Source organism: Pantoea sp. X-Soil-ISGK-285 (genome assembly GCF_059730815.1).
Genome location: NZ_AP035938.1, coordinates 1,539,147 through 1,564,329 on the forward strand (window position 1 = coordinate 1,539,147; position 25,183 = coordinate 1,564,329).

The following is a 25,183-nucleotide window of genomic DNA, read 5'->3' on the forward strand; positions in this document are numbered from 1 at the left end:
GATTTAAAATCCCTCGGCTGTAAGGCTGTGCGGGTTCAAGTCCCGCCCCGGGCACCATATTTCTGCCGAAGAAAATCTAATAAAATAAAAGCAATATGCAGTAATGTCGTAACCGCCCAAGGGCGGTTTTTTTGTGCCTGCTATCTGGCGGATATGGCGACTGCAACCTCCGTTTAGCGGTATAACCCGGCATCAGCCCCGGGAGCTGAATACCAGCTCATCATCAGTGTCACTCACCAGCACCATCCGTTGCGCCTCACCACTGGAAGAGACAAAGGTCACTTCATGGCCGATGCTGATATCATCAAAGGCGTCGGTTGGCTGTGACTGCTTCCGGATCTCCAGTACCATGCGCGAGGGGTAGGGTTTATCATTAACCGTATCAATATGATAATTGGCGGTAAAATTCAGTTCGGGTTGATCAACCACGTAAAATTGTCCTGACGGCATAGTCTTGACCTCTGCAAAATGTTGGCCATAAGTCCCGGTCGGAACAGGCTGCCTGAAACTTAAGGTTAGCTGAATAATCAATGCCTACAGGCAGCAGCACCTCTTTTTTGATTTCATACGACGGTTGCAAAAATACCTGCCGCTTGCGCTTGCCTGGTCAGAAAGTCGTACTACGATTCTTGTTCACATAGCGCGGCTTTTCCAGGCACGCCATTCGGGCATGGTATAAAGGTATTACTGCAACTCTTAACGGGTTGACGATGCGGGTTCAACTCCTGCTGCCCGGTCCCTCTCCTGCATCTACGTTAACGCCAGCCTTATCCCTTTTGGGTTTCTGCCGATCTATTCCAATTACATCCGATTTCACTCATTTTTGCGGCCTGTGTCGAACTCTGTAACCTGTTGAAACGTTGTGGTTTACCGTATTGTGGTGGCTATTGTTTGCCGTCGCAGAGAATTAATGCCAATGATTACACCTTCCACACCTGATTTAACTGAACCGGCGGTCCCTCCGGTTATCGGTGTTGTCGCCAGCCAGTTGCTCAATCCGTATCAACAAAAAATGCTGGACGAAGTGATGCGCCAGCTTAACGCGCGCGGTGTTATCTCGGTGCTACTGAGTGCCGAAACCGACGTCACACTGACCGCACTCATCCGGCAGGCTACACCACTCGGGCTGCGTGGTTTGCTGTTACTCCCCGGTAACCGCGTTACTGATGCCTGCAATTTGCCAGTGCTTCAGATTGACGCTGAGCCTGAACTGCAGGCGGATGCACTGCGGGCGGGTGAGGTGACAGCGGAATTATTGCTTAAACAAGGGCATCAGCGGTTTGGCTTTATGCAGGCTCAGCCAGGCGAACTGGCGCAAAAACAGGGCTATCGCGCCTCTCTGCTGGCGGCGGGCATGGCGCTGAACGCCGAACTGACTGTGGGTAGTGATGATCGTGACTGCGCTTATCAGGCGATGATGTCTTACCTGAAAAAGACACGTGCTGCTGAGCGTATCCAGGCACTCTTCTGTAAAAGCGATCTGATGGCCTTTGGTGCAATGCAGGCGATTCGGGATTTTGGTCAGGGTATCCATCTGGCAGTGGCAGGTTTTGGCGATAGTGAAGAAGCCCGCAGCTCAACCTGGCATCTCACCAGCTGGTCACCTGACATCCGGCAGATCGCTGGTCGCGCGCTGGATCGCTGGCTGGGACAGCAGGCAGGCAACAGCATTGCTGAAGAGCAGGAGCAATTACAGCGGCGTCACTCTCACGCAGGCAAAGTGCTGCCGGGTGAGATGTCAGCCTGCGGCTGCGCCTTCCGGCATTAACCAGCCCGCAACGCAGGCTGGCAGAATAATGTCAGGCCTGCGGTTGTCCTGCCGGGCCGCTGCCGCCGGGTGCGCCTACCGGCTGCTGCCCGCCAGGTGGAGGCGGTGGCGGGGCATCTCTGCCCGGTGGCGGCGGTGCACAGGCCGTAAGCGTGGCGAGGATAGCCAGTGTGGATAACAGATAAGCAGTACGTTTCATCGTAATTCCCCGATCAGGTAAGCGGAACGTTGAGTATAGAGAATCGCAACAAAATCGCCCGGAGAGGGCTAAATCATCAACACGCATGGCAAATTGTCGACGATTATTTGAGACGCCTCGCAACTCGCGCATGCTGGCAATGCGTTTCAGGCCGGAGCGCGCTAAGGTAGCGCTTCATTTAAGAGGAGTCGTTATGAATGGCATGATGAAGTTCGTCCGCGGGTGGCTGGTGTTCTCTGTACTGTGGGGCGTATTCATGTGGTTTATGTCATGGCAGCAGCAGGGCAAAGAGCCTGGTCTGGCGATTCTGACAAGTCTCTACGCCGGTTTAATCTACCAGGCGCTGATTACCATGGTTGGCCGCTACCGCGCGCGGCGGCAACAGGCTGAGTGAGTTCTGCTGCCGGAGAGGCAGCAGAACGGCGTTTTTAGCCGAAATTACCGGTCAGGCGCTGATGGAAGTCCGTGCTGCGTGGGTCCAGCCCCTCAATGGTCACCTCTGCACCATAACGCTGATAGCGATACTCAATGCCATCCAGCGCCGCGACGCTGGACGCATCCCAGATTTGCGCGTGCGTTAAATCGATAGTGACCTTTTTAGGGTCGTGGGCATAATCGAAATGCTCAAACAGATCGTTGCTGCTGGCGAAAAACAGCGGGCCGCGCACCACATAGCGCACCGACTCGCCATCTTCGCTCAGCTGACGCTCCGCATGAATAACGTGCGCAATACGGCGGGCAAACAGCAGCATAGCCAGGATTACTCCAGCCAGAACGCCCAGAGCCAGATTACCTGTCCAGACAGTCACCGCTACCGTCAGCACCATAATCAGCGTCTCTGACCACGGCATACGTTTCAGGGTAGCGGGTTGCAGGCTATGCCAGTTAACGGTTTTCACGGCCACCACCATCATGATCCCGGCCAGTACCACCATCGGGATTTGCGCCATAATCCGGCTCAGTCCGGTCACCAGTAACAGCAGCACCAGACCGGCGGCCACGGTGGAGACCCGGCTGCGCGCCCGGCCCAGCTCAACATTGACGATGGTCTGACCTATCATCGCGCACCCGGCAATACCGCCATAAAAGCCCGCCAGAATATTCGCCACGCCCAGGCCCCAGGATTCGCGACGCTTACTGGAGGGGGTATCGGTCAGGTCATCGACCAGTTTGGCGGTCAGCAGTGACTCCATCAGCCCGACAAAGGCGATGCTCAGGGCCGTGGGCCAGATAATCTGCAGGGTCTGCAGGTTAAGTGGCACCAGCAGGCTGTTAAAACCGGGCAGACCGGGACTCATCGGCCCTTCATCGCCCACGTTCGGCATGCGATAGCCCATTAGCAGCGCGACGGCAGTCACTACCACAATGGCAACCAGCGGTGAAGGAACACTTTTTATCAGACGCGGCAACAACAGCACGATAGCCAGTGTGACGGCAAAGAAGATCCACACCAGTGATGATTGTCCCCAGACGTGCGGCACCTGAGCAAAGAAAATCAGCACCCCGAGCGCATTCACAAATCCCAGCATCACCGAGCGGGGGATATAACGCATCATGCGCGCCAGGCCGGCCACACCAAACAGAATCTGAATGACGCCGCCCATCACCACCGCGGGCAGAATATATTCAACGCCATGCAGATGGACCATCGGCCCGATAACCAGCGCCACTGAACCCGCAGCCGCTGTTACCATCGCCGGACGTCCGCCCAGTATCGACAGGGTCAGGCAGAGCACCACCGAGGCGACGAGGCTGACTTTAGGGTCTACACCGGCAATAACGGAAAAGGAGATCACTTCAGGGATCAGCGCCAGCGCGGTAATCACCCCGGCCAGGCATTCGCGGGTCAGCAGCGCAGGCGAACGCAGAACGCGCCCTACACTGATATCGCCCGCCACAACGTCGGTTGCGGCAATATCATTGGTTTGAGTCATAAAAGATTGCAGGCTCTTTAGTTATTTTGCTCCCGCGCGAGGGGCGGGAAGATCAGGATAAACAGTGAGGGGCAGATAGTACCGGGCGACTGGCGAAGATACCAGAAAAAGGCAGATGACTCCTTCCGTGGAGTCGATGCTACAGTGAAAAATCGTCCGGGGTTTTATGGACCACCAGTTCAAGCAGCTGTCGGTAGATATCCAGTAATTCCCTGTCGCTTTCCAGCTCCAGCCGATGAATAAGCTTTGAGATAATCGCTTTATTGTTCACTGGCATGCCTGACTGCAAAATTTCTGCAACCAGGATACCCAGCATCTCCATCTCGCTGGCGGGTTTATTGGCGGCAGGATTAAAATAATCAGCAATTTCCTGATTGGTCCGGGGAAGAATATATTGCATGTGTAAGCCCTTCAGAACAGCCCGATTCCGGTTCGGATGTCAGGACAAAAGCGATCAAAAAAACCACCGCATGGACAGATGCGATGGTACCAGTGTCACAAATTGAACAGAAAAAATAACCTCTGAGGGTGGAAATCCACTGACACCTTCAGAGGCGACGCAAGTGCATCATTCGTTACAGAGTCGCATGACAACTCGTGGCAGTAAACTTATACAATGAAGCCCAATCTGTACAATCGGATTCTTTAACAAAGTGTGCTATTTGACACTTATCAGCAGCTTATAAGGACTATTCCGAAACGAAAGCTGTACAAGTAACCTGTACAAACGGCGGGGCCGAGGGGCGGGAGGGGAAAAACAGGAAGCCATGACCAGCTTCCCGCAAAAAGATTAGCTGAATAGCGCCAGTTTTGCCGTCAGCTTTCGCAGGGCTTTTTTATCGCCGACGATGGCGACGCCCAGCAGGCGCCAATGCTGACGCGGTTGCTGTCGCAGGACGGCGCTCAGCGCCTGATAATCGGTAGTGGTCTGGCCCTCTTCCGGAAACAGCACCAGATCGTATTCAGCCTGTTCGCACTGTTCCCGCAATGCACTGAGCTGTTCATCAGTCGCGGCCAGCACCGGAATCCCGGTAGTGATCAAACCGGGAGAAGGGCGCCTGTCAGCATCCTCCAGGGTGTCGCCAACCAGCGCCGGATGTCGCTGTCCCAGGGTTAATGCCATCACGGCGGCAGCATTGGTGGCTTTGCCAGGCGGCAGAGCGGCATTGAGTATCATTACACAGCGTGGGTCTTGCATTGCGCTTCTCCTGACTAAAAAAACGCATTGTGGCAAGTGGCTTAACCCAGGTCTGGAAGATTTGTGCAGGCGTGCTGATAACGGGAAGGGGTAAGCTGGCAGGCGCGTTTGAACCAGCGGCCCAGGTGACTCTGATCGGCGAAACCCAGCGCGGCTGCCACATCGGCGACGGGCTGGCCTTGCGCCAGCTGACGACGCGCCTGGCTCAGCCGCCACTGCACCAGCCAGGCGTGGGGCGGCAAACCCCAGTGAGCCTGGAACAGACGCGATAACCGGAAGCGATCCACCTGCAGATGCTGCGCCATCTGCTCCAGACCGGGATTATCCGCATGATGGGCAATCAGCCAGTCACGCGACTGCAGTGCCAGCCGGGCATCTTTATCCGGGGGCTGAGCGGGCAGTGACCACTGCCGGTGCGGGATGAGCTGCCCAAACATCCGGTCCAGCGCCGCCTCTTTGATGATGTCGGGATGGTTGTGCCACAAGGCATCAAACGCATGCCAGACGGCATAAGCCAGTGGACGCTCGTCGCGCAGCGTGGCGGCAAAACGTAGCTCACGCAGTGAGGGTTTATCAGCCAGCATCGGAGCCAGGTGCTGCGCAATCTGCTGCGGCGAAAGATAGAGCATCCGGTAGGTAAAACCGCTTTCGTTGATGGCATCACCATCATGCAGCTCCTCCGGCTCCAGCATAAAGACCGTGCCTGGTCGGCTCTGATGCTGTTTGCGCCGCGAATGAAACTGCTGTACACCTTGCTCGGTCACGCCAATCAGATAACTGTCGTGCCAGTGAGGATCATAGGCGTGTCCGGTAAAATGGGCGCGTAGTGCCTCAATACCGCTGACGGCGTCACGGCGCAGATCGACCCAGTTTGCTGATGCCTGTTTCATGTTATCCGGCTCCCGGTTGCGGCCTCTGGACATTCTGCCGCGATCCACTAATTTTTAACAGACCGGACGCTTTTCATTGGCGTTTCGCTTTGCGTATAATAACGTCACCACTCAATTAGAACTCTTACTATTAGGCTGCTAACATTTGTCTCAGCACACGCGTACCTTTACCCACTTATTGCATCTGACCGCACATGCCTGGCGCCTGGCGGTGGATCGTCACCTTAAAGATAGCGGCTTAAGCATGAGCAGCTGGATGGCCATCGGGCTGATTGCCAGTGAGCCGCAACGCATGACCCAGACCGAGCTGGCACAGCTGCTGGGGCTGGAAGATGCCAGCATGGTACCGCTGGTGGATAGGCTGGTGAAACAGTCACTGCTGATGCGGGTACAGCCGCCAGAAGATAGACGTAAGCGTCACCTGGTGCTGACTGATAAGGGTAACGAAGCGTTCGCCAAAGTGAAAACCGAGGCTGACGCACTCCGTACTGAAATGCTGGCCGATATTGACCCTCAGGATCTGGCCGTGACCGAGCGCGTATTGCAACAACTTCTGAGCCGCATGGGAAGTATGTAGCAGTGGCAAAGCGAAATCCCTACGCTGCACGCGAGTGGTTGCCGCACGAAAAACCGATGCTGCCGGGATCGCCCTCGACGCCGCTGCATCCGATGCCAAAACGCCTGGCGTTTGGCCTGATCGGTTTACTTATCTCGCTGACCGGTGCGCTGAGTAACGCGCTGGTCACGGCGAATCTGGTCAACCTGCAGGGGACTTTTGGTGCCTGGTCGAATGAGATTGCCTGGCTGCCTGCGGTCTACGTGATGGGCAACATCTCTATTAACCTGCTGCTGGTGAAATTCCGCCAGCAGTTTGGCCTGCGTGTCTTTACCGAGGCGTTTCTGGTGCTGTATGTACTGGTGGCGTTTTTCCATCTCTTCGCCAACGATCTCAGTTCGGCAATCATTGTGCGCACCGCTCACGGTATGGTGGCGGCGGCGCTCAGCTCTCTGGGCATCTACTATCAGGTACAGGCCTGGCCTGCGAAACATCGCCTGAAAGCGCTGGTGATTGGCCTGACGGTATCGCAACTGGCTATCCCGCTGGCCCGCTTATTCTCTTCGGAATTACTGCAGCTCAACGAGTGGCGCGGTCTCTATCTGTTTGAACTCGGTCTGGCGTTGATTGCGCTGGGCGGGGTACTGCTGGTGAAACTGCCACCGGGCGATCGCATCAAAACCTTTGAAAAGATGGATTTCGTCACCTTTATCCTGCTGGCACCCGGTATGGCGCTGCTGTGCGGCGTACTGACGCTGGGCCGTATTGAGTGGTGGTTTACCACGCCCTGGCTCGGTATCTGTACCGCGATCGCCCTGACGCTGATTGTCGCTGCGATTGTCATTGAGCATAACCGGCGCAACCCGCTGATCAATACCCGCTGGCTCAGCAGCGGCATGATGGTGCGGCTGGGCATTGTGATGATCATGATCCGTATCGTACTGGCGGAACAGAACACCGGTGCAATCGGCTTTCTGCAGCAGATTGGCTTGCAGAACGATCAAATGCGTGGTCTGGCGCTGGCGATCATGGCCGGGGTTATTGCGGGCATTGCCGCCAGTGCGCTGACTATCAAGCCCAATCATCTCAACTGGCCGATTGTCACCTCGCTGGTGGTGATGATTATCGCCTCGCTGATGGATGCGCAATCCAGTCCGCTGACCCGCGCCAGTAATATGTATTTCAGCCAGTTTCTGCTGGGCTTCAGCAGCGCCTTTTTCATGGCGCCCGCGATGCTGATGGGTATTGGCAGCGTGGTGACTCAGCCGAAAAATCTGGTGAGCTTTGTGGTGCTGTTTGGCATGAGTCAGAACCTCGGCGGGCTGATCGGTTCCGCTATTCTTGGCACGTTTCAGGTCTGGCGGGAAAAATATCACTCCAGCCTGCTGGGCGATCAGCTCTCACTGCTCGATCCCAACGTCACCGAACGGCTCAGCCAGTATAATGCGCTGTTTAATTCGCTGGTGGGTGACGACGTTCTGCGCGGCGCGCAGAGCACCAGCCAGTTACAGGTAATCGCCACGCTGCAGGCCAACGTGCTCGCTTATAACGACACCTACCTGTTAACCGCTGCGCTGGCACTGGTCACCCTGATGTGGGTGATCTGGCGTTTGACCCGTCGTCGTTATCTTGACTGGCGTCAGGCGCAATTTAACCTGCGTGAGCAGCAACAGCTGGCCGCATTACAGGAATCAACGGAGAAACAATGAGTCAGCAGGATGAGCTTCAGGCGGCGGAACGCGAACGCGCGAATCGCCGCCGTATTCTTTCTATCGCCGCAGGTAGCGGCATTGTGGTGATTGGTGTACTGGTTATTCTTTACGCCTGGCAACTCTGGCCCTTCACCAGCGCAATACAAAGCACTGAGAATGCCTATGTGCGCGGTCAGGTGACCTTTATCAGCCCGCAGGTTAATGGCTATCTCACCTCAGTCGAGGTGATCGATCTGCAGCCGGTGAAAAAAGGGCAGTTGCTGATGACGATTGACGACCGTATCTATCGCCAGCGGGTGCATCAGGCGCAGGCGCAGCTGGCGATGAAGCAGGCGGCGCTGAACAATAACCTGCAGCAGCGTCGCAGCGCAGAAGCGACCATCCAGAGCAATAAAGCGGCACTGGAGAATGCCAAAGCACAGGCGCTGAAAAGCGGCTTCGATCTGAAGCGTGTCGAAAATCTCACGGCGGATGGATCCCTGTCAGTGCGTGAGCGCGACGCCGCCCGGGCCGCAGACGCCCAGGCGCAGGCACAGGTTCGTCAGGCTGCGGCGCAGATCGCCGTCGCCCAGCAGAATCTGCAAACCGTCATCGTTAACCGTGACGCGCTGAAAGGCGATGTCGACAGCGCCCGCGCCGCGCTGGAGCTGGCGGAGATCGATCTGGCGAATACCCGGATTACCGCGCCCGATGATGGCCAGCTCGGCCAGCTGGCGGTGCGCACCGGCGCCTATGTCACGGCAGGTACGCGCCTGACCTCGGTGGTGCCTAATCACAAATGGATTATCGCGAATCTGAAAGAGACCCAGCTGGCAAATATTCGTCCTGGCCTGCCGGTGACGATTCGGGTCGATGCGCTGGATGGCAAACGCTTTACGGGTCAGGTTGAATTTATCTCTCCGGCCGCAGGCTCAGAGTTCAGCGCAATTTCGCCCGACAACGCCACCGGTAACTTCGTTAAAATTGCGCAGCGCATTCCGGTTCGCATCCGCATCAATGAACAGGATATGCATCAGTTACGCCCGGGTATGTCGGTCGAAGTCAACATCGACACCGCCGCACAACCCGCTGGTGAGGGTGCGCCATGATGCGGCGCAGCTTAATAGTAAGCGCACTGACACTCCTTCTGACCGGCTGTGCCACGCAGGTTGAAAAGGCACCGGCCTCTCTGCCGATCCCTGACGCCTGGCGCAATAGTGTCGGGCCATCTGCTGCACCGGAGGCGGAGTGGTGGCGCGCTTTTCATGATGAAAATCTCAACCGGCTGGTGACGCAGGCGCTGCGCAATAACCCTGATATCCTCACGGCGCGATCCCGGGTTGACCAGTATCGCGCCCAGCTGCGCGCCACGCAGGGCGATAACTTTCCGACCCTGAGCGCCGGTATGGCCGCGACCCGTGAGCGTACGCTCTCGTCAGTGACGGGCCAGCCCTATGAAACCGATATTTTTCAGGGCTTATTACAGGCGAACTACGAGGTCGATCTCTGGGGAGCACGCAGCAGCAGCATCACCGCATCGCAGGCGAGTCTAGCGGCGCAGCAGGCCGCTGCGTCTGCCGCCGAGCTGACCATCGCCAGTTCGGTGGCGTCAGGTTATCTCAACCTGTGCGCGCTGGATGAGCAGTTGCGGGTCACGGAGGCAACGCTGGCGACCCGCAACAATTCGCTGAAGCTGGCACAGCGTCAGTTTGAAACCGGCTACACCTCCAGGCTGGAGTGGATGCAGGCCGCCTCGGAATATCAGTCGGCCAAAGCGCAGATGCCCCAGTTGCAGCACCAGATCACCCAGCAGGAGAATGCGCTGAGCCTTCTGGTGGGTATGAACCCGCGCAGCATCGCCCGTCGTCAGCAGTTTGACCAGATTTCACCGCAGCGGATGCCGTCACTGCTGCCATCAGAGCTACTCAATCGCCGTCCGGATATTGTGCAGGCTCAGCGTCAGTTACTGGCCGCAGATGCCAGCCTGGCATCGTCGCGCGCTAAGCTGCTGCCTGGGCTTAACCTCACTGCGACTGGCACCCTGCAGAGTTCGGTGCTGCACCAGCTTGCGGATGATCCGTTCCGGCTGTGGAGCGTGGGCGGCAGCATCCTGGCACCGCTGCTGAACCGTGAAGCACTGACGGCGCAGGTGGATGTCTCAATGGCGACGCGAAATCAGGCACTTTATGGCTATGAAAAAGTGGTGCGCAACGCCTTCTCGGAAGTTAACGATGCAATAGACGCCATCAGGCAGCGTGAGGCACAACTTCAGGAGCTGCAAAAGCAGGAAGCCTATGTAACGGAGGCGCTGCGCATTGCCCGCAATCGCTATCAGAACGGCTACGCCTCCTATCTGGATGAACTGGATGCGCAGAGAACCCTGTTTTCAACGCAGCTGAATCGGGTGACTGTCAAAAATAACCTGCTGCTGGCGCAGATCGATCTCTACCGCGCGCTGGGCGGTGGCTGGACACCCGCCTCCACACAGTAATCCCCAGACCGATCCAGCCGCAGCCAGAGTTTCTGCGGCAGGGATCGGCCTCTGCGCTGTCGCGACGACTGCGTATATTCCCCGCTTTAATCCCCCAAATAACCCCCTAAAACCCATGCATACTTCTGCTTACCTGTCTTTACATTCGGTGGTATCATGCGCGGGTTTTAAGCCAGCCAGACGGAAAAGCGCACTGAAAGCTTAGCCTGCGCGAGACGGATTATCCGTTTAACTTACTGATATAAAAATAAAAGAAGGGATTCATCATGAATAAAAAAACTATTTGCACGCTGGCCGTGGTCGCTGCGTTATTAACCGGCTGCGCGCGCACTGCACCGATTCATAACGTGAATCAAACGCTCACTCAGCGTTACAGCGACAACCAGATGAAACTGGCGATCATTGAAGCGGGTATTGGCCGGAAATGGGTGATGACTCCCGTTTCGCCTGGCGTGATCAATGGTCGTCTGGCTCAGCGTGATTTCGTGGCGACTATTCGCATCACGTATACCAGCCAGAACTACCGCATCGATTATGTCAGCAGTGAGAACCTGAAAGCGGAGCAGGGCGAGATCCACAATAACTACAACCGCTGGATTGCCAATCTCGATCAGGATATTCAGTTACGACTCTCTGCTCTTGCCGCTCAGTAATGCGTGCGCTGTCGCAATGATGTGTCGACAGCCGATCAAAGCATAAAGATCTCCGGCAGCCGGCCGACAAATCAGATGAGCTGCTATTGCTGAACCACTGAGTAACCCTCTACCGTGAAGGCCTGATGCGGAATCGGCAGAGGGTTTCCCGGACGCACTTTTTTTGCAGAGGGCCGGGGTGATGCCCCGATAAACGCCGACGCCACACATATGACAAAAAGAGTGTTGAGATGAGACTCGCTTACTCACTGGTCGACTGGCAGGCTCTGGCTCCGGGATTACACGGGGGCGAGGGCTGGCAGCACTGGGCACAACAGGGCATCGTCATAGACCCTAAAGAGGCGATGGCAAAGCCGCAATTTTTACCGATGATGACAGCACGTCGTCTGAGCGGCGGCAGTCGTGCGGCGGTAGAGTGTGGGCTGGCGCTGCTTGCACGTCAGCAGGTTGACGCTATCGTGTTCACCAGTCGTCACGGTGAACTGGAACGTAATCTGCGTATCCTCACAACCCTGGCCGATCAGCAGTCTATGTCACCCACGGATTTTGCCATGTCGGTTCACAATTCGGCGGTCGGCAGCCTGACTATTGCAGCCAAAGCACCACTGGTCTCCACCTCAATCGCCGCCGGAGTCGACTCGTTTCAGCAGGGATTGATCGAAGTCAGCGCGCTGCATCAGGCGGGTTATCAGCAGGTACTGCTGGTCGATTTCGACGGCATCGTGCCTGACTACTATCTGCCGTGGCTGCCGGAACAGCGTGTGAACTTTCCCTATGCGGTGGCGCTGCTGCTGCGCCCGGGCGACCAGCTGTACTGCACTGGCCGTGCTGGCAGAGATGAGAGGGCAGAAACAGGGTTACCGCAAAGCCTGCGCTTTCTGCAGCAGTGGCTGGCGGAATCGCCCACCTTCAGCCTGCCGGGCGAACGCCTGACATGGCACTGGGAGATTCATCATGGCTGATTGTTCACAACCGGCGCACTACACCGGCAGCCGCATGAACTATTGCTGGCGGCTGGTGATGACGGCGGTGAGTTTTACGCTGTTTGGCATAGGCGGACTGCTGCTGTCGCTGATTGGCTTCAACCTGCTGCTGCTGGTACAGCGCGATTCGCTGCGCCGCCGCCTGCTGGCCCGACGCGCTATCGCCTTTAGCTTCCGTTGCTTTCTGCGATTCTGCCGGATGACCGGGGTCTATGACTACCGGATTGAAGGCGCAGAGCTGCTGCAACAGGATCGCGGATGCCTGATTGTCGCTAATCATCCATCACTGATCGACTACGTGATGATCGCTTCGGTACTGCCAGAGATGGATTGTCTGGTTAAAGCCGATCTGCAAAAGAACCCCTTTATGCGTGGGGTGATCCGCGCCGCGGACTATCTGATCAACAGTGAAGCGGAGACGCTGTTGCCGGACAGCCAGCAGCGACTGGCGCGCGGCGACAATATCCTGATCTTTCCGGAAGGCACCCGCACCCGCTACGGTCATCCACTGACTCTGCAGCGCGGGGCAGCCAATATTGCGGTGCGCGCCGGATGCGATCTGCGTGTGGTTCACATCACCTGTAGCCAGCGTATGCTCGATAAACAGAGCCGCTGGTATCAGATTCCGCCGGTTAAACCACTGTTTACCGTGCGTGTACAAACGCGAATCGACAGTCAGTCGTTTTGTGAAAGCAATCCCGACGCGCAGCCGCTGGCCGCGCGTCGCCTGACCCGCCATTTACAGCAGGCGCTGGTCCCCCAGAACAGGTAAGACGAAAACCGGTATGGATTCATTAATTAACGATATCAAACAGATGATTATCGACACGCTGAACCTTGAAGATCTCAGTCCCGATGATATAGAGACCGACGCTGCACTGTTTGGCGACGGACTGGGGCTGGACTCTATTGATGCACTGGAACTTGGCCTGGCAGTGAAAAATCGCTACGGCGTGGCGCTGTCCGCTGAGAGTGAAACCCTGCGCGCGCACTTTTTCTCTGTTGCGACGCTGGCTGCGTTCGTCAACCAACAGCGCGGCTGAAAGCGGAGACAACCTTATGATGAACAAAGAACAGATCTATCAGGAAGTGGCTTCGCTGCTGACCAGCCTGTTTGAAATTGCGCCTGAGGATATCCATCCCGAGGCACGTCTGTATGAAGATCTCGAACTCGACAGCATTGATGCCGTCGATATGGTGGTTCATCTGCAAAAACGTACCGGCCGTAAAATTAAACCGGAAACCTTCCGCGCAGTGCGCACCGTGCAGGATGTGGTGGATGCCGTGGAACAACTGATGCGCGAAGACGCCTGATCCCGCCGTGCCTGCTGCTACGCTTCGCCTGCTGAATCTGCTTACGCTGCTAGCCTGGCCACTGCTGGTCTGGCTGGCGCTGACCCAGCCGCACTGGCAGGGACTTTTCTGGCTGCTGGCGCTGCTGTTTGGCCTGCGCTGGCTGCAGCTGCGTCGTCAGCAAAACGCCATGGGTGCGGTCATGGGCTGGCTGGCGCTGCTCGGTGCACTGCTCTGTGTCAGCAGCCAGCTATTACGCACTCAGCATCTGCTGCTGTGGTACCCGGTGGCGGTCAATCTGGCGGTGCTGCTGGTGTTTGGCGCCTCACTCTGGAGTGTGATGCCGGTGGTGGAACGCATCGCCCGGCTGCGTGAGCCCGTGCTTCCCCCTGCGGCAGTGCGCTATACCCGCCGCGTCACCCAAATCTGGTGCCTGTTTTTTATCGGCAACGGCAGCATGGCGCTCTATACCTGTTTGCTGGGCGATCTGCGGCTCTGGACGCTGTGGAATGGCGGCATAAGTTATCTGTTAATCGCAGCGTTGATGAGTGCTGAATGGCTGGTACGTCAGCGCGTGAGGCGAAAAGCATGAGAGTGGCCGACTGGCTGACGGGAGACGATCGCGAGGTTGCCTGGCGCGGCGATCAACGTTTGATGCTCAGCGCGATGCATCGTCAGGTCGTGGCGCTCCGCCAGCGCTTGGCAGCACAACCGGGCAGCCACTGGGCGCTCTGTTTTGATGACAGTTACCGTTTTTGTGTGGCGCTGCTGGCATGCTGGTATGCCGGTAAAACGCCGGTGATGCCGGGTCACTGCCGCGCCGCGCTGCTGGATGAGAGGCAGGATCGGCTGGATGGCGTGCTGTGCGACATGCCGCTGGCGGTCAGCCTGCCGCTGCTGGCGTGGGACGACGCAGAAGCGCAGGGGCAACTGCCGCCGCTGCCGGAGAGTGCAGAACTGGTGCTCTTCACCTCGGGATCCACCGGCGCACCGCGTCAGGTAGTGAAGTCGCTGGCGGTGATGGAGCAGGAGAGTCGCTGGCTCAGCAGCCTGTGGGGCGAACCGTTGCGGGGGTGCCGGGTCATCGCCTCGGTCAGCCATCAGCATCTCTACGGTTTATCGTTTCGACTTTTCCTGCCGATGATGCTCAGGCTGCCGTTTGCCGCCCAGCCGCTGTTTTACGGTGAACAACTGGCCCAGCTTCCGCGTGACGTTCGCTATGCCTTTATCAGCAGCCCGGCCTTTTTATCGCGGCTGGACAGCACGCTGAAAGCGCCCGCCTGTGAACTGATTGTCTCTGCCGGTGGCGCACTACGCGACTCTGATGCGGAGCAGGTCTGGCAGCGATTTGGCTGTCAGGTCAGTGAAATCTACGGCAGCACCGAAACCGGCATTCTGGCCTGGCGTCAGTGCGTTCGGGCGGAGGTGCCGTGGCGCTGCTTCCCCCAGGTCAGGCTGGAACAGATGACCCCGGATCGCTGGCAGGTCTGGTCGCCGCTGATTACTGGTGACAGCGGGCTGCAGCTCGACGATCGACTGACTATGCAACCGGACGGCGGATTTCAGCTGGCAGGACGCCACGATCGCATCGTAAAAATCGGTGATAAGCGCATCTCATTAAGCGAGATAGAGCGCCGTCTGACCGACCTGCCGGAAATCGAGGATGCCGTAGCGCTGGTGGTCACGCGTCATGAGCGTCAGGCGATTGGCGTCGTGCTGGCGCTGAACAGCGCACTGGATGAGGCGGCTCTGCATCAGCGCAGGCAGCAGTGGAAACGCCAGCTGCAGCGCTGGCTGGAACCGCTGGCGATGCCGCACTACTGGCGGATTGTGGCCACTATTCCGGTGACCACCCAAAGCAAACGCGCCTGGCCGCAAATAGAGGAACTTTTTCATGTTGCCGATTGAACGCAGCCGGGAGCTGCGGGCTGACAGCGTCACGCTGACCCTGCAGATAGATGCCGGACTCTTCTGGTTTCAGGGCCACTTTCCGCATCTGCCCATTCTGCCCGGTGTGGCTCAGCTCGACTGGGTAATGCACTACGGGGTATCACTGCTTGCGCCCGGCAAAGAGTTTGCCGCCGTTGATAACATTAAATTTCAGCAGCCGGTATTACCCGACTCGCTATTGCAACTGCATCTGGACTGGGACGCTGAAAAATCCCGCCTGAGTTTCCGTTACAGCCTGCTGAAGAACGACGGCGAGCAGATCGCCAGCAGCGGGAAGATCGCGCTGTGTTAAGCGCCCCGTTTTCACCCTGCGTGGTGATCCCCTGCTACAACCACGGCGCGATGATGGCGTCAGTGCTGGCACGGCTGGCGCCCTTTAATCTGCCGGTAATCGTGGTGGATGATGGCAGCGATGCGGCCACTCAGCTTCAGCTGGCGACGCTGCACGCCCCGCAGCTCAGCCTGCTGCGACTCGACAGCAATCAGGGTAAAGGCGCGGCGGTGATCCACGGTCTGCGGGCTGCGGCGGCACGCGGCTTCACCCATGCGGTGCAGCTCGACGCGGACGGCCAGCATCAGGCGGAAGATCTGCCGCTGATGCTGGCGGAAGCGGAGCGTTATCCCGACGCGCTGATCTCCGGTCAGCCGCTCTATGACGACTCGATCCCCAAATCACGCCTTTACGGTCGCTACATCACCCACTTCTGGGTCTGGATTGAAACGCTGTCGCTGTCGATCCGCGACAGCATGTGCGGCTTCCGCGTCTATCCCCTGGCCGCGACGCTGGCGCTGTGCGATCGCCGGGCCATCGGTCAGCGCATGGATTTTGACACCGAGATCATGGTGCGGCTCTACTGGCAGGGAACCCGCAGTCGCTTTATCCCGACCCGCGTCACCTATCCGGCCAGCGGGCTGTCACACTTCGATGCGCTCTACGACAACCTGCGCATCTCCTGGATGCATACCCGGCTGTTTTTCGGCATGCTGCCGCGCATTCCTCGTCTGCTGGCGATGCGTAAACCGCCGACGCACTGGTCTGCGGAAACGGAGCGGCGCGGACAGTGGGGATTACGTTTTATGCTGGCGGTCTATCGCTACGGCGGGCGGCTCCCCTTTACGCTGCTACTCTGGCCGGTAGTGGCGGTCTACTGGCTGAGCGGTCAGCGCGCGCGACGCGCTTCCCGGCAGTGGCTGGCGCAGGTCACTACCGCCGCTCAGCAGCAGCAGATTGCGTTACCGCCACGGCTTAACAGCTACCGCCATTTCCTGCGGTTCGCCGGGGCAATGCTGGATAAAGTGGCCAGCTGGCGCGGCGATCTGCGCTGGGGACGTGATATCGATTTTGCGCCAGGCGCAGAAGCGGTGATCCGCACACCCACGCCGCAGGGCAAGCTGATTCTCGCTTCCCATCTTGGTGACATTGAAGCCTGTCGCGCGATGGCGCAGCAGGTCAGCGGACTGGTGATTAATGCGCTGGTGTTTACCGACAACGCCCGGCGTTTTCGGGCGGTGCTGGAAACCATCGCCCCGCAGGCGGGGGTGAATCTGATGCCGGTGAGCGATATCGGGCCGGAGACCGCTATCCTGCTGCAACAGAAGCTGGATGCGGGCGAATGGGTGGCGATTGTCGGGGATCGCACCGCGGTCAATCCGCAGCGCGGCGGCGAGCGGCGGGTGATCTGGAGCGACTTTCTGGGCCGCGCCGCGCCCTTTCCACAGGGGCCGTTTGTACTGGCGGCCGCGTTGCGCTGTCCGGTGCTGCTGATGTTCGCCCTGCAGCAACAGGGTAAACTGCGTATTCACTGTGAGCCCTTCGCCGATCCGCTGCTGCTGCCGCGTGCGCAACGTCAGCAGGCACTGCAACAGGCGGTCGATCGTTACGCAGCGCGGCTGGCCCATTACGCACTGCTGGCGCCGCTCGACTGGTTTAACTTTTTCGATTTCTGGACGCTGCCTGATCAACAGGCGCACCACAAGGAGTCTGACCATGACTGAACATCATGCTGAAGTCGTGCTGACCGTCTCATTCCACGACTGCGATCCCATGGGCGTGGTCTGGCACGGCAACTATTTTCGCTTTTTCGAAGTGGCGCGTGAAGCCCTGCTGCGCAGCATTAACTACAGCTATGGCGAGATGGCCGCCAGCGGCTACGTCTGGCCGGTGGTCGATACCCGGGTCAAATACCGCCAGCCACTGCGCTGCGAAGAGACGATTCGCGTCAGCGCCCGGATTACGGAATATGAGAACCGTCTGCGCATCGACTATGAAGTGCGAAATGCTGCCGGCCAGATCACCACCAAAGCGCATACTCTGCAGGTGGCGGTGGAGCAGGAGAGTCAGGCGTTGTGCTTTGTTTCACCCGATATTTTACTGGAACGTTTAGGAGTGAAAGGATGCTGAAAATTGTGCTTACCAGCCTGCTGCTGTGGGCCAGTGCCGCCAGCGCGGTCACGCTGGATCAGCTGCAGCAGCGTTTTGCCAGCCAGCCGGTGATTCGGGCAGACTTTATCCAGACGCGTACCATTTCCGGCATGCGTCAGCCGCTGGTCTCGCACGGGCAGATGCTGATCGCTCGCGAGCAGGGCTTATGGTGGCATCAGCAGACACCCTTTGTGATGACGCTGCTGCTGGATGATAAACGCATGGTGCAGAGCCTTAGCGGCCAGAAGCCTCAGGTGATCACCGCCGACAGTAACCCGCAGATGTTCCAGTTCAACCATCTCTTGCGGGCGCTGTTCCAGGCCGACCAGAAAGTGCTGAACGAGAACTTCAGCGTGGCCTTCAGCGATCGCGGCAACGGAGCCTGGACGCTGGAGCTGACGCCCAAAGCGGCGCCGCTCAACAAAATCTTCAACCGTATCTCGCTGGCGGGCAGCGCCTACCTGGACAGCATCAACCTGGATGATAAACAGGGCGATAAAACGCAAATAGAGCTCAGCAACACCCGAATTGAACCGCCGCAGTTAAGCGACGAGGAGCAGGCGCGTTTTGCCGGGCCGTAACGATCGGCTGCTGGCCCTCCTGTGGCTGGCCCTCTGTCTGCTGCTGGCAGCTGCGCTCTCTTTTTTGCTGCCGCGCAGTCAGCTCAACAGCAGCGTGCTGGCGCTACTGCCGCAGCAGAATCTGGGGGCGGCACCGCCTGCGCTGCAGCAGGGCTTTATGCAGCGGCTGGATCGCCAGCTGGTGTGGCTGGTTTCACCCGGTGAGCAGGACGATCCCCAGGTCGCCGCCTGGTGGCTGGCCCAGCTGCGCGCGCTGCCTGACCTGAAACAGGTGCAGGGTGATCTCGACGGGCAACAGCAGCAGCAGTGGGGCCGCTTTGCCTGGCAACACCGTAACGGCCTGATCGATGAGGTGACGCGCGACCGCTTACAGAACGGCGGCGAGGCGCAGGCTGACTGGCTGCTGGCGCAGCTCTTTTCGGCCTTCTCTGGCGTCAGCAGCAAAGAGTTGCAGGGCGATCCCATGATGCTGGTGCGGGGTTCGCAGCTGGCGCTGGCACAAAACGCCGGGCGCATGACGCTGCATGATGGCTGGCTGACAGTAAAAGATGCACAGGGTCAGCAGTGGTATTTTCTGCATGGCGAACTGGCGAACAACGCCTTCAGTATGCAGCAAAGTCATTCGCTGGTTACCCGACTCAGCGCGCTGGAGCAACAGCTTAAAAGCCGCTGGCCGCAGGCGAAACTGCTGACGCGTGGCACGGTGCTGTTCAGCGACAACGCCAGCCAGCGTGCGCAGCATGACGTTAAAACGCTGGGCAGTGTGACGCTGGGTGGCGTTGTCCTGCTGGTGCTGCTGGTCTTCCGCTCACTGCGCCCGCTGTTGCTGACGGTCACGTCTGTGGCCATCGGCGCGATGGCGGGCACGGTGATGACGCTGCTTTGCTTCGGTGAACTGCATCTGATGACGCTGGTGATGAGCCTGAGTATTGTCGGCATCTCTGCGGATTACACGCTCTATTATCTCACCGAGCGCATGGTTCACGGCGATCAGCAGACGCCGTGGCAGAGCCTGCGAAAAGTCCGCGGCACGCTGCTGCTGGCGCTCGGGACCACCGCCATCGCCTGGCTGCTGATGCTGCTGGCACCGTTCCCGGGGCTGCGGCAGCTGGCGGTGTTTGCCGCCAGCGGATTAACGGCCTCCTGTCTGACGGTGATTCTGATCTACCCGTGGCTGGTACGCGGATTACCGGTGCGTCCGGTGCCGCTGATGGTGCCGCTGGCGCGCTGGCTTGCCGCCTGGCGTCGCCAGCGCGGGCTGCGCGTCGGATTACCGGTGGCGATGGCGATCTTCGCGCTGGCCGGTATCGCCCAGTTAAAGGTGGATGATGACATCGCTCATCTGCAAAGTGCGCCTGCGCATCTGCTGGAGCAGGATCGCCAGCTGGCAACCCTGACCGGACAGCGCGCCGATCAGACCTGGTTTGTGGTCTGGGGCGATGATGCACAGCAGACGCTGCAGCGGCTGGAAAAACTGGCACCGGATCTGCACCAGGCGCAGCAGCAGGGCTGGCTGCAGCACTATCGTCTGCTGCCGCTGACGTCGCTGGCGCAGCAACAGCGGGATCTTCAGCTGTTGAAACAGGCAGCACCGGATATTACGGCCCGCCTGCAGCAGGCGGGTATCACGCTGCCGGCACCGGATCTGACCCCGATGCCGGTAACACCAGAGGCGTGGCTGTCGAGTCCGCTGAGTGAAGGCTGGCGACTGCTGTGGCTGACGCTGCCAGACGGGCGCAGCGGTGTTTTGATCCCCACCAGCGGCGTAAAAAACAGCGCTACACTCGCGGAGCTGACCAAACAGCATCCGGGCGTCAGCTGGATTGACCGCAAATCAGGTTACGATTCGCTGTTCAGCTTCTGGCGCACCCTGCTGAGCGGGTTACTGGCGCTGGCGCTGCTGCTGATCACCCTGAGTTTTGTCCTGCGACTGGGGTTAAAGGCGGGCTTACGCAGCGCGCTGCCATCAGTGCTGTCGCTGGCGATGGCGCTGGCAACGCTGGGCTGGATCGGCGCGTCGCTGAATCTGTTTGCCCTGCTGGCACTGATTCTGGTGCTGGGCATCGGCATTAATTACACGCTCTTTTTCAGCAACCCGCAGGGTACGCCGCTGACCTCGTTGCTGGCGGTGTCGCTGGCGATGATTACCACCTTACTGACGCTGGGTATGCTGGTATTCAGCAGCACCAGCGCGATTGCCAGTTTTGGCACAGTGTTATGCAGCGGCATCTTCAGCGCTTTCCTGCTGTCGCCGCTGGCGATGCGACCCACCCGATCAAGGAGTAAACGATGATCCGCGCCGCTCTTATTCTGCTGACGGCTCTGCTGCTCAGCGCCTGTGCCGGACCTGCACCCGACAGCAGCCGTCCCACCGCCTGGCTGAAACCGGGCGTGAAGGTGACGCTGCCACCGCCGGGCATCCGTCCCGCCTTCCAGCAGCAGCAGTTGCTGACCGGACAGGTGAAAGGCCAGAGTCAGTCACTGCTGGTGCTGCTCAGCGCCGATGAACAGCAAATTGATCTGGCCGGACTCTCCTCGGTGGGTATTCGTCTGTTCAGCCTGCGCTACGATGCCAGCGGTATTCACACCCAGCAGCTGGTGCCGCTGCCGCAGATGCCGCCTGCCAGTCAGGTGCTGGCGGATATTATGCTCAGTTACTGGCCACGGGAGCTGTGGCAAAAACAGCTGCCGCCAGGCTGGACGTTGCAGGATCAGGGGTTAAAGCGACGGCTGATCGATGCCGATAATAAGCTGGTTACCGAAATCGATTATCTGCAACGCGGTAATCAGCGCCAGCCCATCAGCATTCAGCAGCATGCGTTTGGCTATCAGATCCGCATTCAACATCTGGACGGCTCATGATTTACATCTCTGCCATCGGCATGCTGAATGCCCTGGGGAACAACACTCAGCAGATTGCGGCCAGCCTTACCAGGGGTGAGGCACCCGGCATGCAGCTGCGTCATGGCTGGCTGAGCGGCGACCGCGCCTGCTGGCTTGGCAGGGTTGAAGGCGATTTGCCATCGGTTCCTGCTGCCCTGAGCGTGCACAACACCCGTAATAACCAGCTGCTGCTGGCCGCGCTGGCGCAAATCCGTCCGGCGCTCGACGCGGCGATTGCTCACTATGGTGCCAGCAGAGTGGCAGTTGTGCTGGGAACCAGCACCTCGGGCGTGGATGAGGGCGATCAGCAGATTGGCGGCAGTCAGTCCGGTTATCACTATCAGATGCAGGAACTGGGCGATCCCTCCCGTTTCCTGGCTCACTATCTGCGCCTGGATGGCCCGGCCTATACCATTTCAACCGCCTGCTCCTCCAGCGCCCGCGCCATTATCAGTGGTGAGCGGCTGATCGCGGCAGGGCTGGTGGATGTGGCGCTGGTGGGCGGTGCGGACTCGCTGAGCCGGATGCCGATCAACGGATTCGACAGCCTGGAGTCGCTCTCTGAACGTCGCTGCGCTCCCTTCAGCCGCGATCGCGACGGTATCTCGATTGGCGAAGGGGCCGCACTGATGCTGCTGACGCGGGAACCGCAGCCGCTGGCGCTACTGGGAGCTGGCGAATCGTCTGACGCCTGGCACATGTCCGCTCCCCATCCGCAGGGCGAGGGCGCTGAACGGGCGATGCGTATGGCGCTGCAACAGGCGAATCTGTTGCCAGAGCAGGTGGGTTATATCAATCTGCACGGCACTGCAACGCCGCTTAACGACCAGATGGAAGCCGCCGTGATTCAGCGCCTGTTTGGCAATGCAGTGCCGTGCAGCTCGACCAAACATCTGACCGGCCATACGCTCGGCGCGGCGGGAGTGTGTGAAGCCGCTCTCAGTGCGCTGATCCTGCAAAACAATCTGCCGCTGCCCGCGCAGGATTTCAGTGAGATGGCGGCGGATGAGACGCTGCCGGATTGCGGATTGTTATTACAGCCGCAGGCGCTGCAACGGCCGGTCATCGCCTCTAACTCTTTTGCCTTTGGCGGCAATAACACCTGTCTGATTCTGGGACGCCAACATGGTTATTAATTCTCCCGCGGCACGCTGGCTGCCGCACGCTGCGCCGATGCTGCTGCTTGATCAGCTGATCGCCGTGGATGATGAGCAGGTCCACTGTCAGGTGTCGACCTGCGCCGGTGGCGTACTGACACCGTTTCTGACGCCTCAGGGTGAACTGCCCGCCTGGTTTGGCGTCGAGATGATGGCGCAAACCGTGGGCGTCTGGTCGGGCTGGCATGCAAAGCAGGGCGGCGCCACCCTTATCCCGCCCGGCATGCTGCTGGGCGGACGCGGCTGGCGGGCAGAGCGATCCCTCTTTCCCGCCAGTGTTACGCTGGATATCAGAATGACGCTGCTGATGCGCGATGACCGCATGGGCAGCTTTGAGGGCGACATTCATTACGGCACCCAGCGGCTTGCCAGCGGTCGTCTGAATACGTATCAACCCAATGAAGCAGAATTACAGCAATTGATGTCACAAGGAAATCAGCCATGACAGATTCGGTATTAGTGACGGGCGCCAGTAAAGGGATTGGCCGCGCGATTGCGTTGCGTCTCGCCCAGGATGGCTATCAGGTTATCGTCCACTTCAACCGTGACCGCGCAGGCGCTGAGCAGTGCCTGCAGCAGATCGAAACCGCAGGCGGCAGCGGCCGTATGCTGGGATTTGATGTGGCCGATCGGGCGGCAACCCGCGCTGCGCTGGAGGCGGATATTGAGCAATATGGCGCCTATTATGGTGTGGTGAGCAACGCCGGTATCACCCGCGATGCGGCGTTTCCCGCCCTGACGGATCAGGAGTGGGACAGCGTCATCCACACCAATCTCGACAGTTTTTACAATGTGATCCAGCCCTGCGTGATGCCGATGATCGGTCTGCGGCGCGGCGGCCGCATTATCACGCTCTCGTCGGTGTCGGGGATAATGGGTAATCGCGGTCAGGTGAACTACAGCGCGGCGAAAGCGGGCATTATTGGTGCCACTAAGGCGCTGGCGATTGAGCTGGCGAAACGCAAAATCACCGTTAACTGCATTGCGCCAGGCCTGATTGATACCGGTATGGAGGGGCTGGAACCTCAGGTGATTGAGGAAGCGATGAAGATCGTGCCGATGAAGCGCATGGGCGCGGCTGAAGAGGTCGCCGGACTGGCGAGCTATCTGATGTCCGATATCGCAGGCTACGTGACGCGTCAGGTCATTTCTATTAACGGAGGCATGCTGTGATCCAGCGGGTAGTCGTAACCGGCATGGGCGGCGTAACCGCCTTTGGTGAGTCCTGGGCTGAGGTTTCGGCACGGATCCGTGCGGGCCGCAATGCGGTGCGCTTTATGCCGGAGTGGCAGATCTACGACGGGCTGCATACGCTGCTCGGCGCACCGGTGGATGACTTTGTGCTGCCGGCGCACTACACCCGCAAGCGCATCCGCGCCATGGGCCGCGTTTCGCTGCTGGCAACGCGCGCGACCGAGCTGGCGCTGACCCAGGCGGGCCTGATTGACCATCCGGTGCTGACCAGCGGAGAAACGGGTATCGCCTACGGTTCTTCCACCGGCAGCACCGGGCCGGTCAGCGAGTTCGCCACCATGCTGACCGAAAAGCACACCAACAATATCACCGGCACCACCTATGTGCAGATGATGCCGCATACCACGGCCGTCAATGCCGGACTCTTTTTCGGCCTGCGCGGCCGGGTGATCCCGACCTCCAGCGCCTGTACCTCTGGCAGCCAGGCGATTGGCTATGCCTGGGAAGCGATTCGTCACGGGTATCAGACGGTGATGGTGGCTGGTGGCGCTGAAGAGCTCTGTCCGTCGGAAGCCGCGGTGTTTGACACCCTGTTTGCCACCAGCCAGCGTAATGACGCGCCGCACACCACGCCCGCACCCTTTGATCAGCAGCGCGATGGTCTGGTAATTGGCGAAGGGGCGGGCACGCTGATCCTTGAGTCGCTGGAACATGCCCTGGCACGCGGTGCAACGATCTACGCCGAGATCACCGGTTTTCATACCAACTGCGACGCCGCCCATATTACTCAGCCGCAGCGAGAAACCATGCAGATTTGCATCGAGCGGGCGTTGCAAAGCGCCGGTATCACGGCCGCAGACGTTGGTTATGTGAATGCGCACGGCACCGCCACTGAACGGGGTGATATGGCCGAAAGTCTGGCGACGGCGGCGGTGTTTGGCGAAACGACGCCGATCTCTTCGCTGAAGTCCTATTTTGGCCATACGCTGGGTGCCTGTGGGGCGCTGGAAGCCTGGATGAGCATTGAGATGATGCGGGAAGGGTGGTTTGCGCCAACCCTGAACCTGACGCAACCGGCAGCAGATGGCGGCCAGCTGGATTACATCATGGGTGAGCCGCGTGAGATTGAAACCGACTATATCCAGAGCAACAACTTTGCCTTTGGTGGCATTAACACTTCATTGATCTTCAAACGCTGGCGCGGCGTCTGATCTCAGGCCCGTGCCGCGCTGGCACGGGCCAGTTTATTTTTCGGACGAAAGAACCGGACGATAATCAGCCTTTCATCTACACTGTCACTCACCGCATCACTCCCGGCGGCCCATGTTTTTCACAGGATA

29 protein-coding genes and 1 tRNA gene are annotated in these 25,183 nt (G+C 58.9%); 24 read left to right on the forward strand and 6 right to left on the reverse strand.

All coding sequences use genetic code 11. The features are described 5' to 3' along the window. Positions 1 to 192: 192 nt before the first annotated feature. The gene (locus tag AC6I8B_RS07310) at positions 193 to 429 is read right to left on the reverse strand and encodes a hypothetical protein (protein WP_223565690.1); all 237 of its coding nucleotides are present in this window, start codon (positions 427 to 429) and stop codon (positions 193 to 195) included. A gap of 235 nt (positions 430 to 664) precedes the next feature. On the opposite strand from AC6I8B_RS07310, the gene AC6I8B_RS07315 reads away from it, so the two are divergent. After that, positions 665 to 737: transfer RNA gene (locus AC6I8B_RS07315), tRNA-OTHER, on the forward strand. Positions 738 to 916: 179 nt separating this feature from the next. Further along, entirely contained in the window at positions 917 to 1,768 is an 852-nt protein-coding gene (locus AC6I8B_RS07320) for a substrate-binding domain-containing protein (protein ID WP_157352849.1), read from the forward strand. Between the two features lie 31 nt (positions 1,769 to 1,799). Here AC6I8B_RS07320 and AC6I8B_RS07325 read toward each other — a convergent pair whose 3' ends face one another. After that, entirely contained in the window at positions 1,800 to 1,967 is a 168-nt protein-coding gene (locus AC6I8B_RS07325; protein WP_010246480.1) for a hypothetical protein, read from the reverse strand. 193 nt (positions 1,968 to 2,160) lie between these two features. Between AC6I8B_RS07325 and AC6I8B_RS07330 the strand changes: the two genes are divergently transcribed. After that, complete coding sequence (locus AC6I8B_RS07330) at positions 2,161 to 2,361, forward strand: DUF6404 family protein (RefSeq protein ID WP_010246478.1); 201 nt, start codon at positions 2,161 to 2,163, stop codon at positions 2,359 to 2,361. Positions 2,362 to 2,395: 34 nt separating this feature from the next. Here AC6I8B_RS07330 and AC6I8B_RS07335 read toward each other — a convergent pair whose 3' ends face one another. The 4 genes from AC6I8B_RS07335 to AC6I8B_RS07350 all read right to left on the reverse strand — a co-directional run bounded on the left by AC6I8B_RS07335 (position 2,396) and on the right by AC6I8B_RS07350 (position 5,989). After that, on the reverse strand, positions 2,396 to 3,901 hold the full coding sequence (locus AC6I8B_RS07335; protein ID WP_022625901.1) for a SulP family inorganic anion transporter: 1,506 nt from the start codon (positions 3,899 to 3,901) through the stop codon (positions 2,396 to 2,398). Between the two features lie 139 nt (positions 3,902 to 4,040). Continuing rightward, positions 4,041 to 4,301 (reverse strand): biofilm/acid-resistance regulator YmgB/AriR, encoded by a 261-nt coding sequence (locus AC6I8B_RS07340; protein WP_010246474.1) that lies wholly within the window; start codon positions 4,299 to 4,301, stop codon positions 4,041 to 4,043. A gap of 390 nt (positions 4,302 to 4,691) precedes the next feature. Further along, on the reverse strand, positions 4,692 to 5,099 hold the full coding sequence (locus AC6I8B_RS07345; RefSeq protein ID WP_154209757.1) for a DUF2000 domain-containing protein: 408 nt from the start codon (positions 5,097 to 5,099) through the stop codon (positions 4,692 to 4,694). 41 nt (positions 5,100 to 5,140) lie between these two features. Further along, positions 5,141 to 5,989: an AraC family transcriptional regulator gene (locus AC6I8B_RS07350; RefSeq protein ID WP_033779445.1), complete on the reverse strand. Its 849-nt coding sequence runs from the start codon at positions 5,987 to 5,989 to the stop codon at positions 5,141 to 5,143. 145 nt (positions 5,990 to 6,134) lie between these two features. Between AC6I8B_RS07350 and AC6I8B_RS07355 the strand changes: the two genes are divergently transcribed. From AC6I8B_RS07355 to AC6I8B_RS07455, 21 genes are all read left to right on the forward strand, one after another. Continuing rightward, positions 6,135 to 6,566 (forward strand): MarR family winged helix-turn-helix transcriptional regulator, encoded by a 432-nt coding sequence (locus AC6I8B_RS07355; RefSeq protein ID WP_010669811.1) that lies wholly within the window; start codon positions 6,135 to 6,137, stop codon positions 6,564 to 6,566. 2 nt (positions 6,567 to 6,568) lie between these two features. Next, positions 6,569 to 8,254 carry an MFS transporter gene (locus AC6I8B_RS07360; RefSeq protein WP_029518976.1) on the forward strand — a complete coding sequence of 562 codons (1,686 nt, stop codon included), beginning with the start codon at positions 6,569 to 6,571 and terminating at the stop codon, positions 8,252 to 8,254. Then, positions 8,251 to 9,345, forward strand: a complete 1,095-nt coding sequence (locus AC6I8B_RS07365) for an HlyD family secretion protein (RefSeq protein ID WP_061704096.1) — start codon at positions 8,251 to 8,253, stop codon at positions 9,343 to 9,345. The genes AC6I8B_RS07360 and AC6I8B_RS07365 overlap by 4 nt, the downstream gene beginning before the upstream one ends. Beyond that, positions 9,342 to 10,727, forward strand: a complete 1,386-nt coding sequence (locus AC6I8B_RS07370; RefSeq protein ID WP_416046253.1) for an efflux transporter outer membrane subunit — start codon at positions 9,342 to 9,344, stop codon at positions 10,725 to 10,727. Before AC6I8B_RS07365 ends, AC6I8B_RS07370 begins: the two co-directional genes overlap by 4 nt. A 266-nt stretch (positions 10,728 to 10,993) precedes the next feature. Then, positions 10,994 to 11,380 carry a hypothetical protein gene (locus tag AC6I8B_RS07375; RefSeq protein WP_010669813.1) on the forward strand — a complete coding sequence of 129 codons (387 nt, stop codon included), beginning with the start codon at positions 10,994 to 10,996 and terminating at the stop codon, positions 11,378 to 11,380. A gap of 230 nt (positions 11,381 to 11,610) precedes the next feature. After that, positions 11,611 to 12,342: a beta-ketoacyl synthase chain length factor gene (locus AC6I8B_RS07380; protein ID WP_157351831.1), complete on the forward strand. Its 732-nt coding sequence runs from the start codon at positions 11,611 to 11,613 to the stop codon at positions 12,340 to 12,342. Then, the gene (locus AC6I8B_RS07385) at positions 12,335 to 13,135 is read left to right on the forward strand and encodes a lysophospholipid acyltransferase family protein (RefSeq protein ID WP_022625895.1); all 801 of its coding nucleotides are present in this window, start codon (positions 12,335 to 12,337) and stop codon (positions 13,133 to 13,135) included. The genes AC6I8B_RS07380 and AC6I8B_RS07385 overlap by 8 nt, the downstream gene beginning before the upstream one ends. Positions 13,136 to 13,148: 13 nt before the next feature. Beyond that, a complete protein-coding gene (locus tag AC6I8B_RS07390) occupies positions 13,149 to 13,406 on the forward strand; it encodes a phosphopantetheine-binding protein (RefSeq protein WP_010669816.1) in 258 nt (85 codons plus the stop codon). A gap of 16 nt (positions 13,407 to 13,422) precedes the next feature. Then, positions 13,423 to 13,677 (forward strand): acyl carrier protein, encoded by a 255-nt coding sequence (locus AC6I8B_RS07395; RefSeq protein ID WP_010246453.1) that lies wholly within the window; start codon positions 13,423 to 13,425, stop codon positions 13,675 to 13,677. Between the two features lie 7 nt (positions 13,678 to 13,684). Next, positions 13,685 to 14,248 (forward strand): COG4648 family protein, encoded by a 564-nt coding sequence (locus AC6I8B_RS07400; RefSeq protein WP_332837833.1) that lies wholly within the window; start codon positions 13,685 to 13,687, stop codon positions 14,246 to 14,248. Then, positions 14,245 to 15,564 carry an AMP-binding protein gene (locus AC6I8B_RS07405; protein WP_497817740.1) on the forward strand — a complete coding sequence of 440 codons (1,320 nt, stop codon included), beginning with the start codon at positions 14,245 to 14,247 and terminating at the stop codon, positions 15,562 to 15,564. Before AC6I8B_RS07400 ends, AC6I8B_RS07405 begins: the two co-directional genes overlap by 4 nt. After that, a complete protein-coding gene (locus tag AC6I8B_RS07410) occupies positions 15,551 to 15,898 on the forward strand; it encodes a 3-hydroxyacyl-ACP dehydratase FabZ family protein (RefSeq protein ID WP_033757236.1) in 348 nt (115 codons plus the stop codon). Before AC6I8B_RS07405 ends, AC6I8B_RS07410 begins: the two co-directional genes overlap by 14 nt. After that, positions 15,892 to 17,601 (forward strand): glycosyltransferase family 2 protein, encoded by a 1,710-nt coding sequence (locus AC6I8B_RS07415; protein ID WP_033786573.1) that lies wholly within the window; start codon positions 15,892 to 15,894, stop codon positions 17,599 to 17,601. The genes AC6I8B_RS07410 and AC6I8B_RS07415 overlap by 7 nt, the downstream gene beginning before the upstream one ends. Beyond that, entirely contained in the window at positions 17,594 to 18,007 is a 414-nt protein-coding gene (locus AC6I8B_RS07420; RefSeq protein ID WP_010246444.1) for an acyl-CoA thioesterase, read from the forward strand. The genes AC6I8B_RS07415 and AC6I8B_RS07420 overlap by 8 nt, the downstream gene beginning before the upstream one ends. Continuing rightward, positions 18,001 to 18,609 carry a LolA family protein gene (locus AC6I8B_RS07425; protein WP_010246442.1) on the forward strand — a complete coding sequence of 203 codons (609 nt, stop codon included), beginning with the start codon at positions 18,001 to 18,003 and terminating at the stop codon, positions 18,607 to 18,609. The genes AC6I8B_RS07420 and AC6I8B_RS07425 overlap by 7 nt, the downstream gene beginning before the upstream one ends. After that, complete coding sequence (locus tag AC6I8B_RS07430; RefSeq protein ID WP_497817687.1) at positions 18,596 to 20,902, forward strand: MMPL family transporter; 2,307 nt, start codon at positions 18,596 to 18,598, stop codon at positions 20,900 to 20,902. Before AC6I8B_RS07425 ends, AC6I8B_RS07430 begins: the two co-directional genes overlap by 14 nt. After that, entirely contained in the window at positions 20,899 to 21,471 is a 573-nt protein-coding gene (locus AC6I8B_RS07435; protein WP_497817688.1) for a DUF3261 domain-containing protein, read from the forward strand. The genes AC6I8B_RS07430 and AC6I8B_RS07435 overlap by 4 nt, the downstream gene beginning before the upstream one ends. Then, entirely contained in the window at positions 21,468 to 22,628 is a 1,161-nt protein-coding gene (locus AC6I8B_RS07440; RefSeq protein WP_346465126.1) for a beta-ketoacyl-[acyl-carrier-protein] synthase family protein, read from the forward strand. Before AC6I8B_RS07435 ends, AC6I8B_RS07440 begins: the two co-directional genes overlap by 4 nt. Continuing rightward, complete coding sequence (locus tag AC6I8B_RS07445) at positions 22,618 to 23,094, forward strand: hotdog family protein (RefSeq protein WP_010246435.1); 477 nt, start codon at positions 22,618 to 22,620, stop codon at positions 23,092 to 23,094. The genes AC6I8B_RS07440 and AC6I8B_RS07445 overlap by 11 nt, the downstream gene beginning before the upstream one ends. Next, positions 23,091 to 23,822, forward strand: a complete 732-nt coding sequence (locus AC6I8B_RS07450; protein WP_052270899.1) for a 3-ketoacyl-ACP reductase FabG2 — start codon at positions 23,091 to 23,093, stop codon at positions 23,820 to 23,822. The genes AC6I8B_RS07445 and AC6I8B_RS07450 overlap by 4 nt, the downstream gene beginning before the upstream one ends. Continuing rightward, the gene (locus tag AC6I8B_RS07455) at positions 23,819 to 25,054 is read left to right on the forward strand and encodes a beta-ketoacyl-ACP synthase (protein ID WP_171820328.1); all 1,236 of its coding nucleotides are present in this window, start codon (positions 23,819 to 23,821) and stop codon (positions 25,052 to 25,054) included. The genes AC6I8B_RS07450 and AC6I8B_RS07455 overlap by 4 nt, the downstream gene beginning before the upstream one ends. Positions 25,055 to 25,183: the final 129 nt, after the last annotated feature.

What these genes read in the sequence shown, in the direction of transcription:
- AC6I8B_RS07320 (WP_157352849.1), top strand. Translation starts at nt 917, where the DNA reads ATGATTACACCTTCCACACCTGATTTAACTGAACCGGCGGTCCCTCCG.
- AC6I8B_RS07325 (WP_010246480.1), bottom strand. Translation starts at nt 1,967, where the DNA reads ATGAAACGTACTGCTTATCTGTTATCCACACTGGCTATCCTCGCCACG.
- AC6I8B_RS07330 (WP_010246478.1), top strand. Translation starts at nt 2,161, where the DNA reads ATGAATGGCATGATGAAGTTCGTCCGCGGGTGGCTGGTGTTCTCTGTA.
- AC6I8B_RS07335 (WP_022625901.1), bottom strand. Translation starts at nt 3,901, where the DNA reads ATGACTCAAACCAATGATATTGCCGCAACCGACGTTGTGGCGGGCGAT.
- AC6I8B_RS07340 (WP_010246474.1), bottom strand. Translation starts at nt 4,301, where the DNA reads ATGCAATATATTCTTCCCCGGACCAATCAGGAAATTGCTGATTATTTT.
- AC6I8B_RS07345 (WP_154209757.1), bottom strand. Translation starts at nt 5,099, where the DNA reads ATGCAAGACCCACGCTGTGTAATGATACTCAATGCCGCTCTGCCGCCT.
- AC6I8B_RS07350 (WP_033779445.1), bottom strand. Translation starts at nt 5,989, where the DNA reads ATGAAACAGGCATCAGCAAACTGGGTCGATCTGCGCCGTGACGCCGTC.
- AC6I8B_RS07365 (WP_061704096.1), top strand. Translation starts at nt 8,251, where the DNA reads ATGAGTCAGCAGGATGAGCTTCAGGCGGCGGAACGCGAACGCGCGAAT.
- AC6I8B_RS07370 (WP_416046253.1), top strand. Translation starts at nt 9,342, where the DNA reads ATGATGCGGCGCAGCTTAATAGTAAGCGCACTGACACTCCTTCTGACC.
- AC6I8B_RS07375 (WP_010669813.1), top strand. Translation starts at nt 10,994, where the DNA reads ATGAATAAAAAAACTATTTGCACGCTGGCCGTGGTCGCTGCGTTATTA.
- AC6I8B_RS07380 (WP_157351831.1), top strand. Translation starts at nt 11,611, where the DNA reads ATGAGACTCGCTTACTCACTGGTCGACTGGCAGGCTCTGGCTCCGGGA.
- AC6I8B_RS07385 (WP_022625895.1), top strand. Translation starts at nt 12,335, where the DNA reads ATGGCTGATTGTTCACAACCGGCGCACTACACCGGCAGCCGCATGAAC.
- AC6I8B_RS07390 (WP_010669816.1), top strand. Translation starts at nt 13,149, where the DNA reads ATGGATTCATTAATTAACGATATCAAACAGATGATTATCGACACGCTG.
- AC6I8B_RS07395 (WP_010246453.1), top strand. Translation starts at nt 13,423, where the DNA reads ATGATGAACAAAGAACAGATCTATCAGGAAGTGGCTTCGCTGCTGACC.
- AC6I8B_RS07405 (WP_497817740.1), top strand. Translation starts at nt 14,245, where the DNA reads ATGAGAGTGGCCGACTGGCTGACGGGAGACGATCGCGAGGTTGCCTGG.
- AC6I8B_RS07410 (WP_033757236.1), top strand. Translation starts at nt 15,551, where the DNA reads ATGTTGCCGATTGAACGCAGCCGGGAGCTGCGGGCTGACAGCGTCACG.
- AC6I8B_RS07420 (WP_010246444.1), top strand. Translation starts at nt 17,594, where the DNA reads ATGACTGAACATCATGCTGAAGTCGTGCTGACCGTCTCATTCCACGAC.
- AC6I8B_RS07425 (WP_010246442.1), top strand. Translation starts at nt 18,001, where the DNA reads ATGCTGAAAATTGTGCTTACCAGCCTGCTGCTGTGGGCCAGTGCCGCC.
- AC6I8B_RS07435 (WP_497817688.1), top strand. Translation starts at nt 20,899, where the DNA reads ATGATCCGCGCCGCTCTTATTCTGCTGACGGCTCTGCTGCTCAGCGCC.
- AC6I8B_RS07440 (WP_346465126.1), top strand. Translation starts at nt 21,468, where the DNA reads ATGATTTACATCTCTGCCATCGGCATGCTGAATGCCCTGGGGAACAAC.
- AC6I8B_RS07445 (WP_010246435.1), top strand. Translation starts at nt 22,618, where the DNA reads ATGGTTATTAATTCTCCCGCGGCACGCTGGCTGCCGCACGCTGCGCCG.
- AC6I8B_RS07450 (WP_052270899.1), top strand. Translation starts at nt 23,091, where the DNA reads ATGACAGATTCGGTATTAGTGACGGGCGCCAGTAAAGGGATTGGCCGC.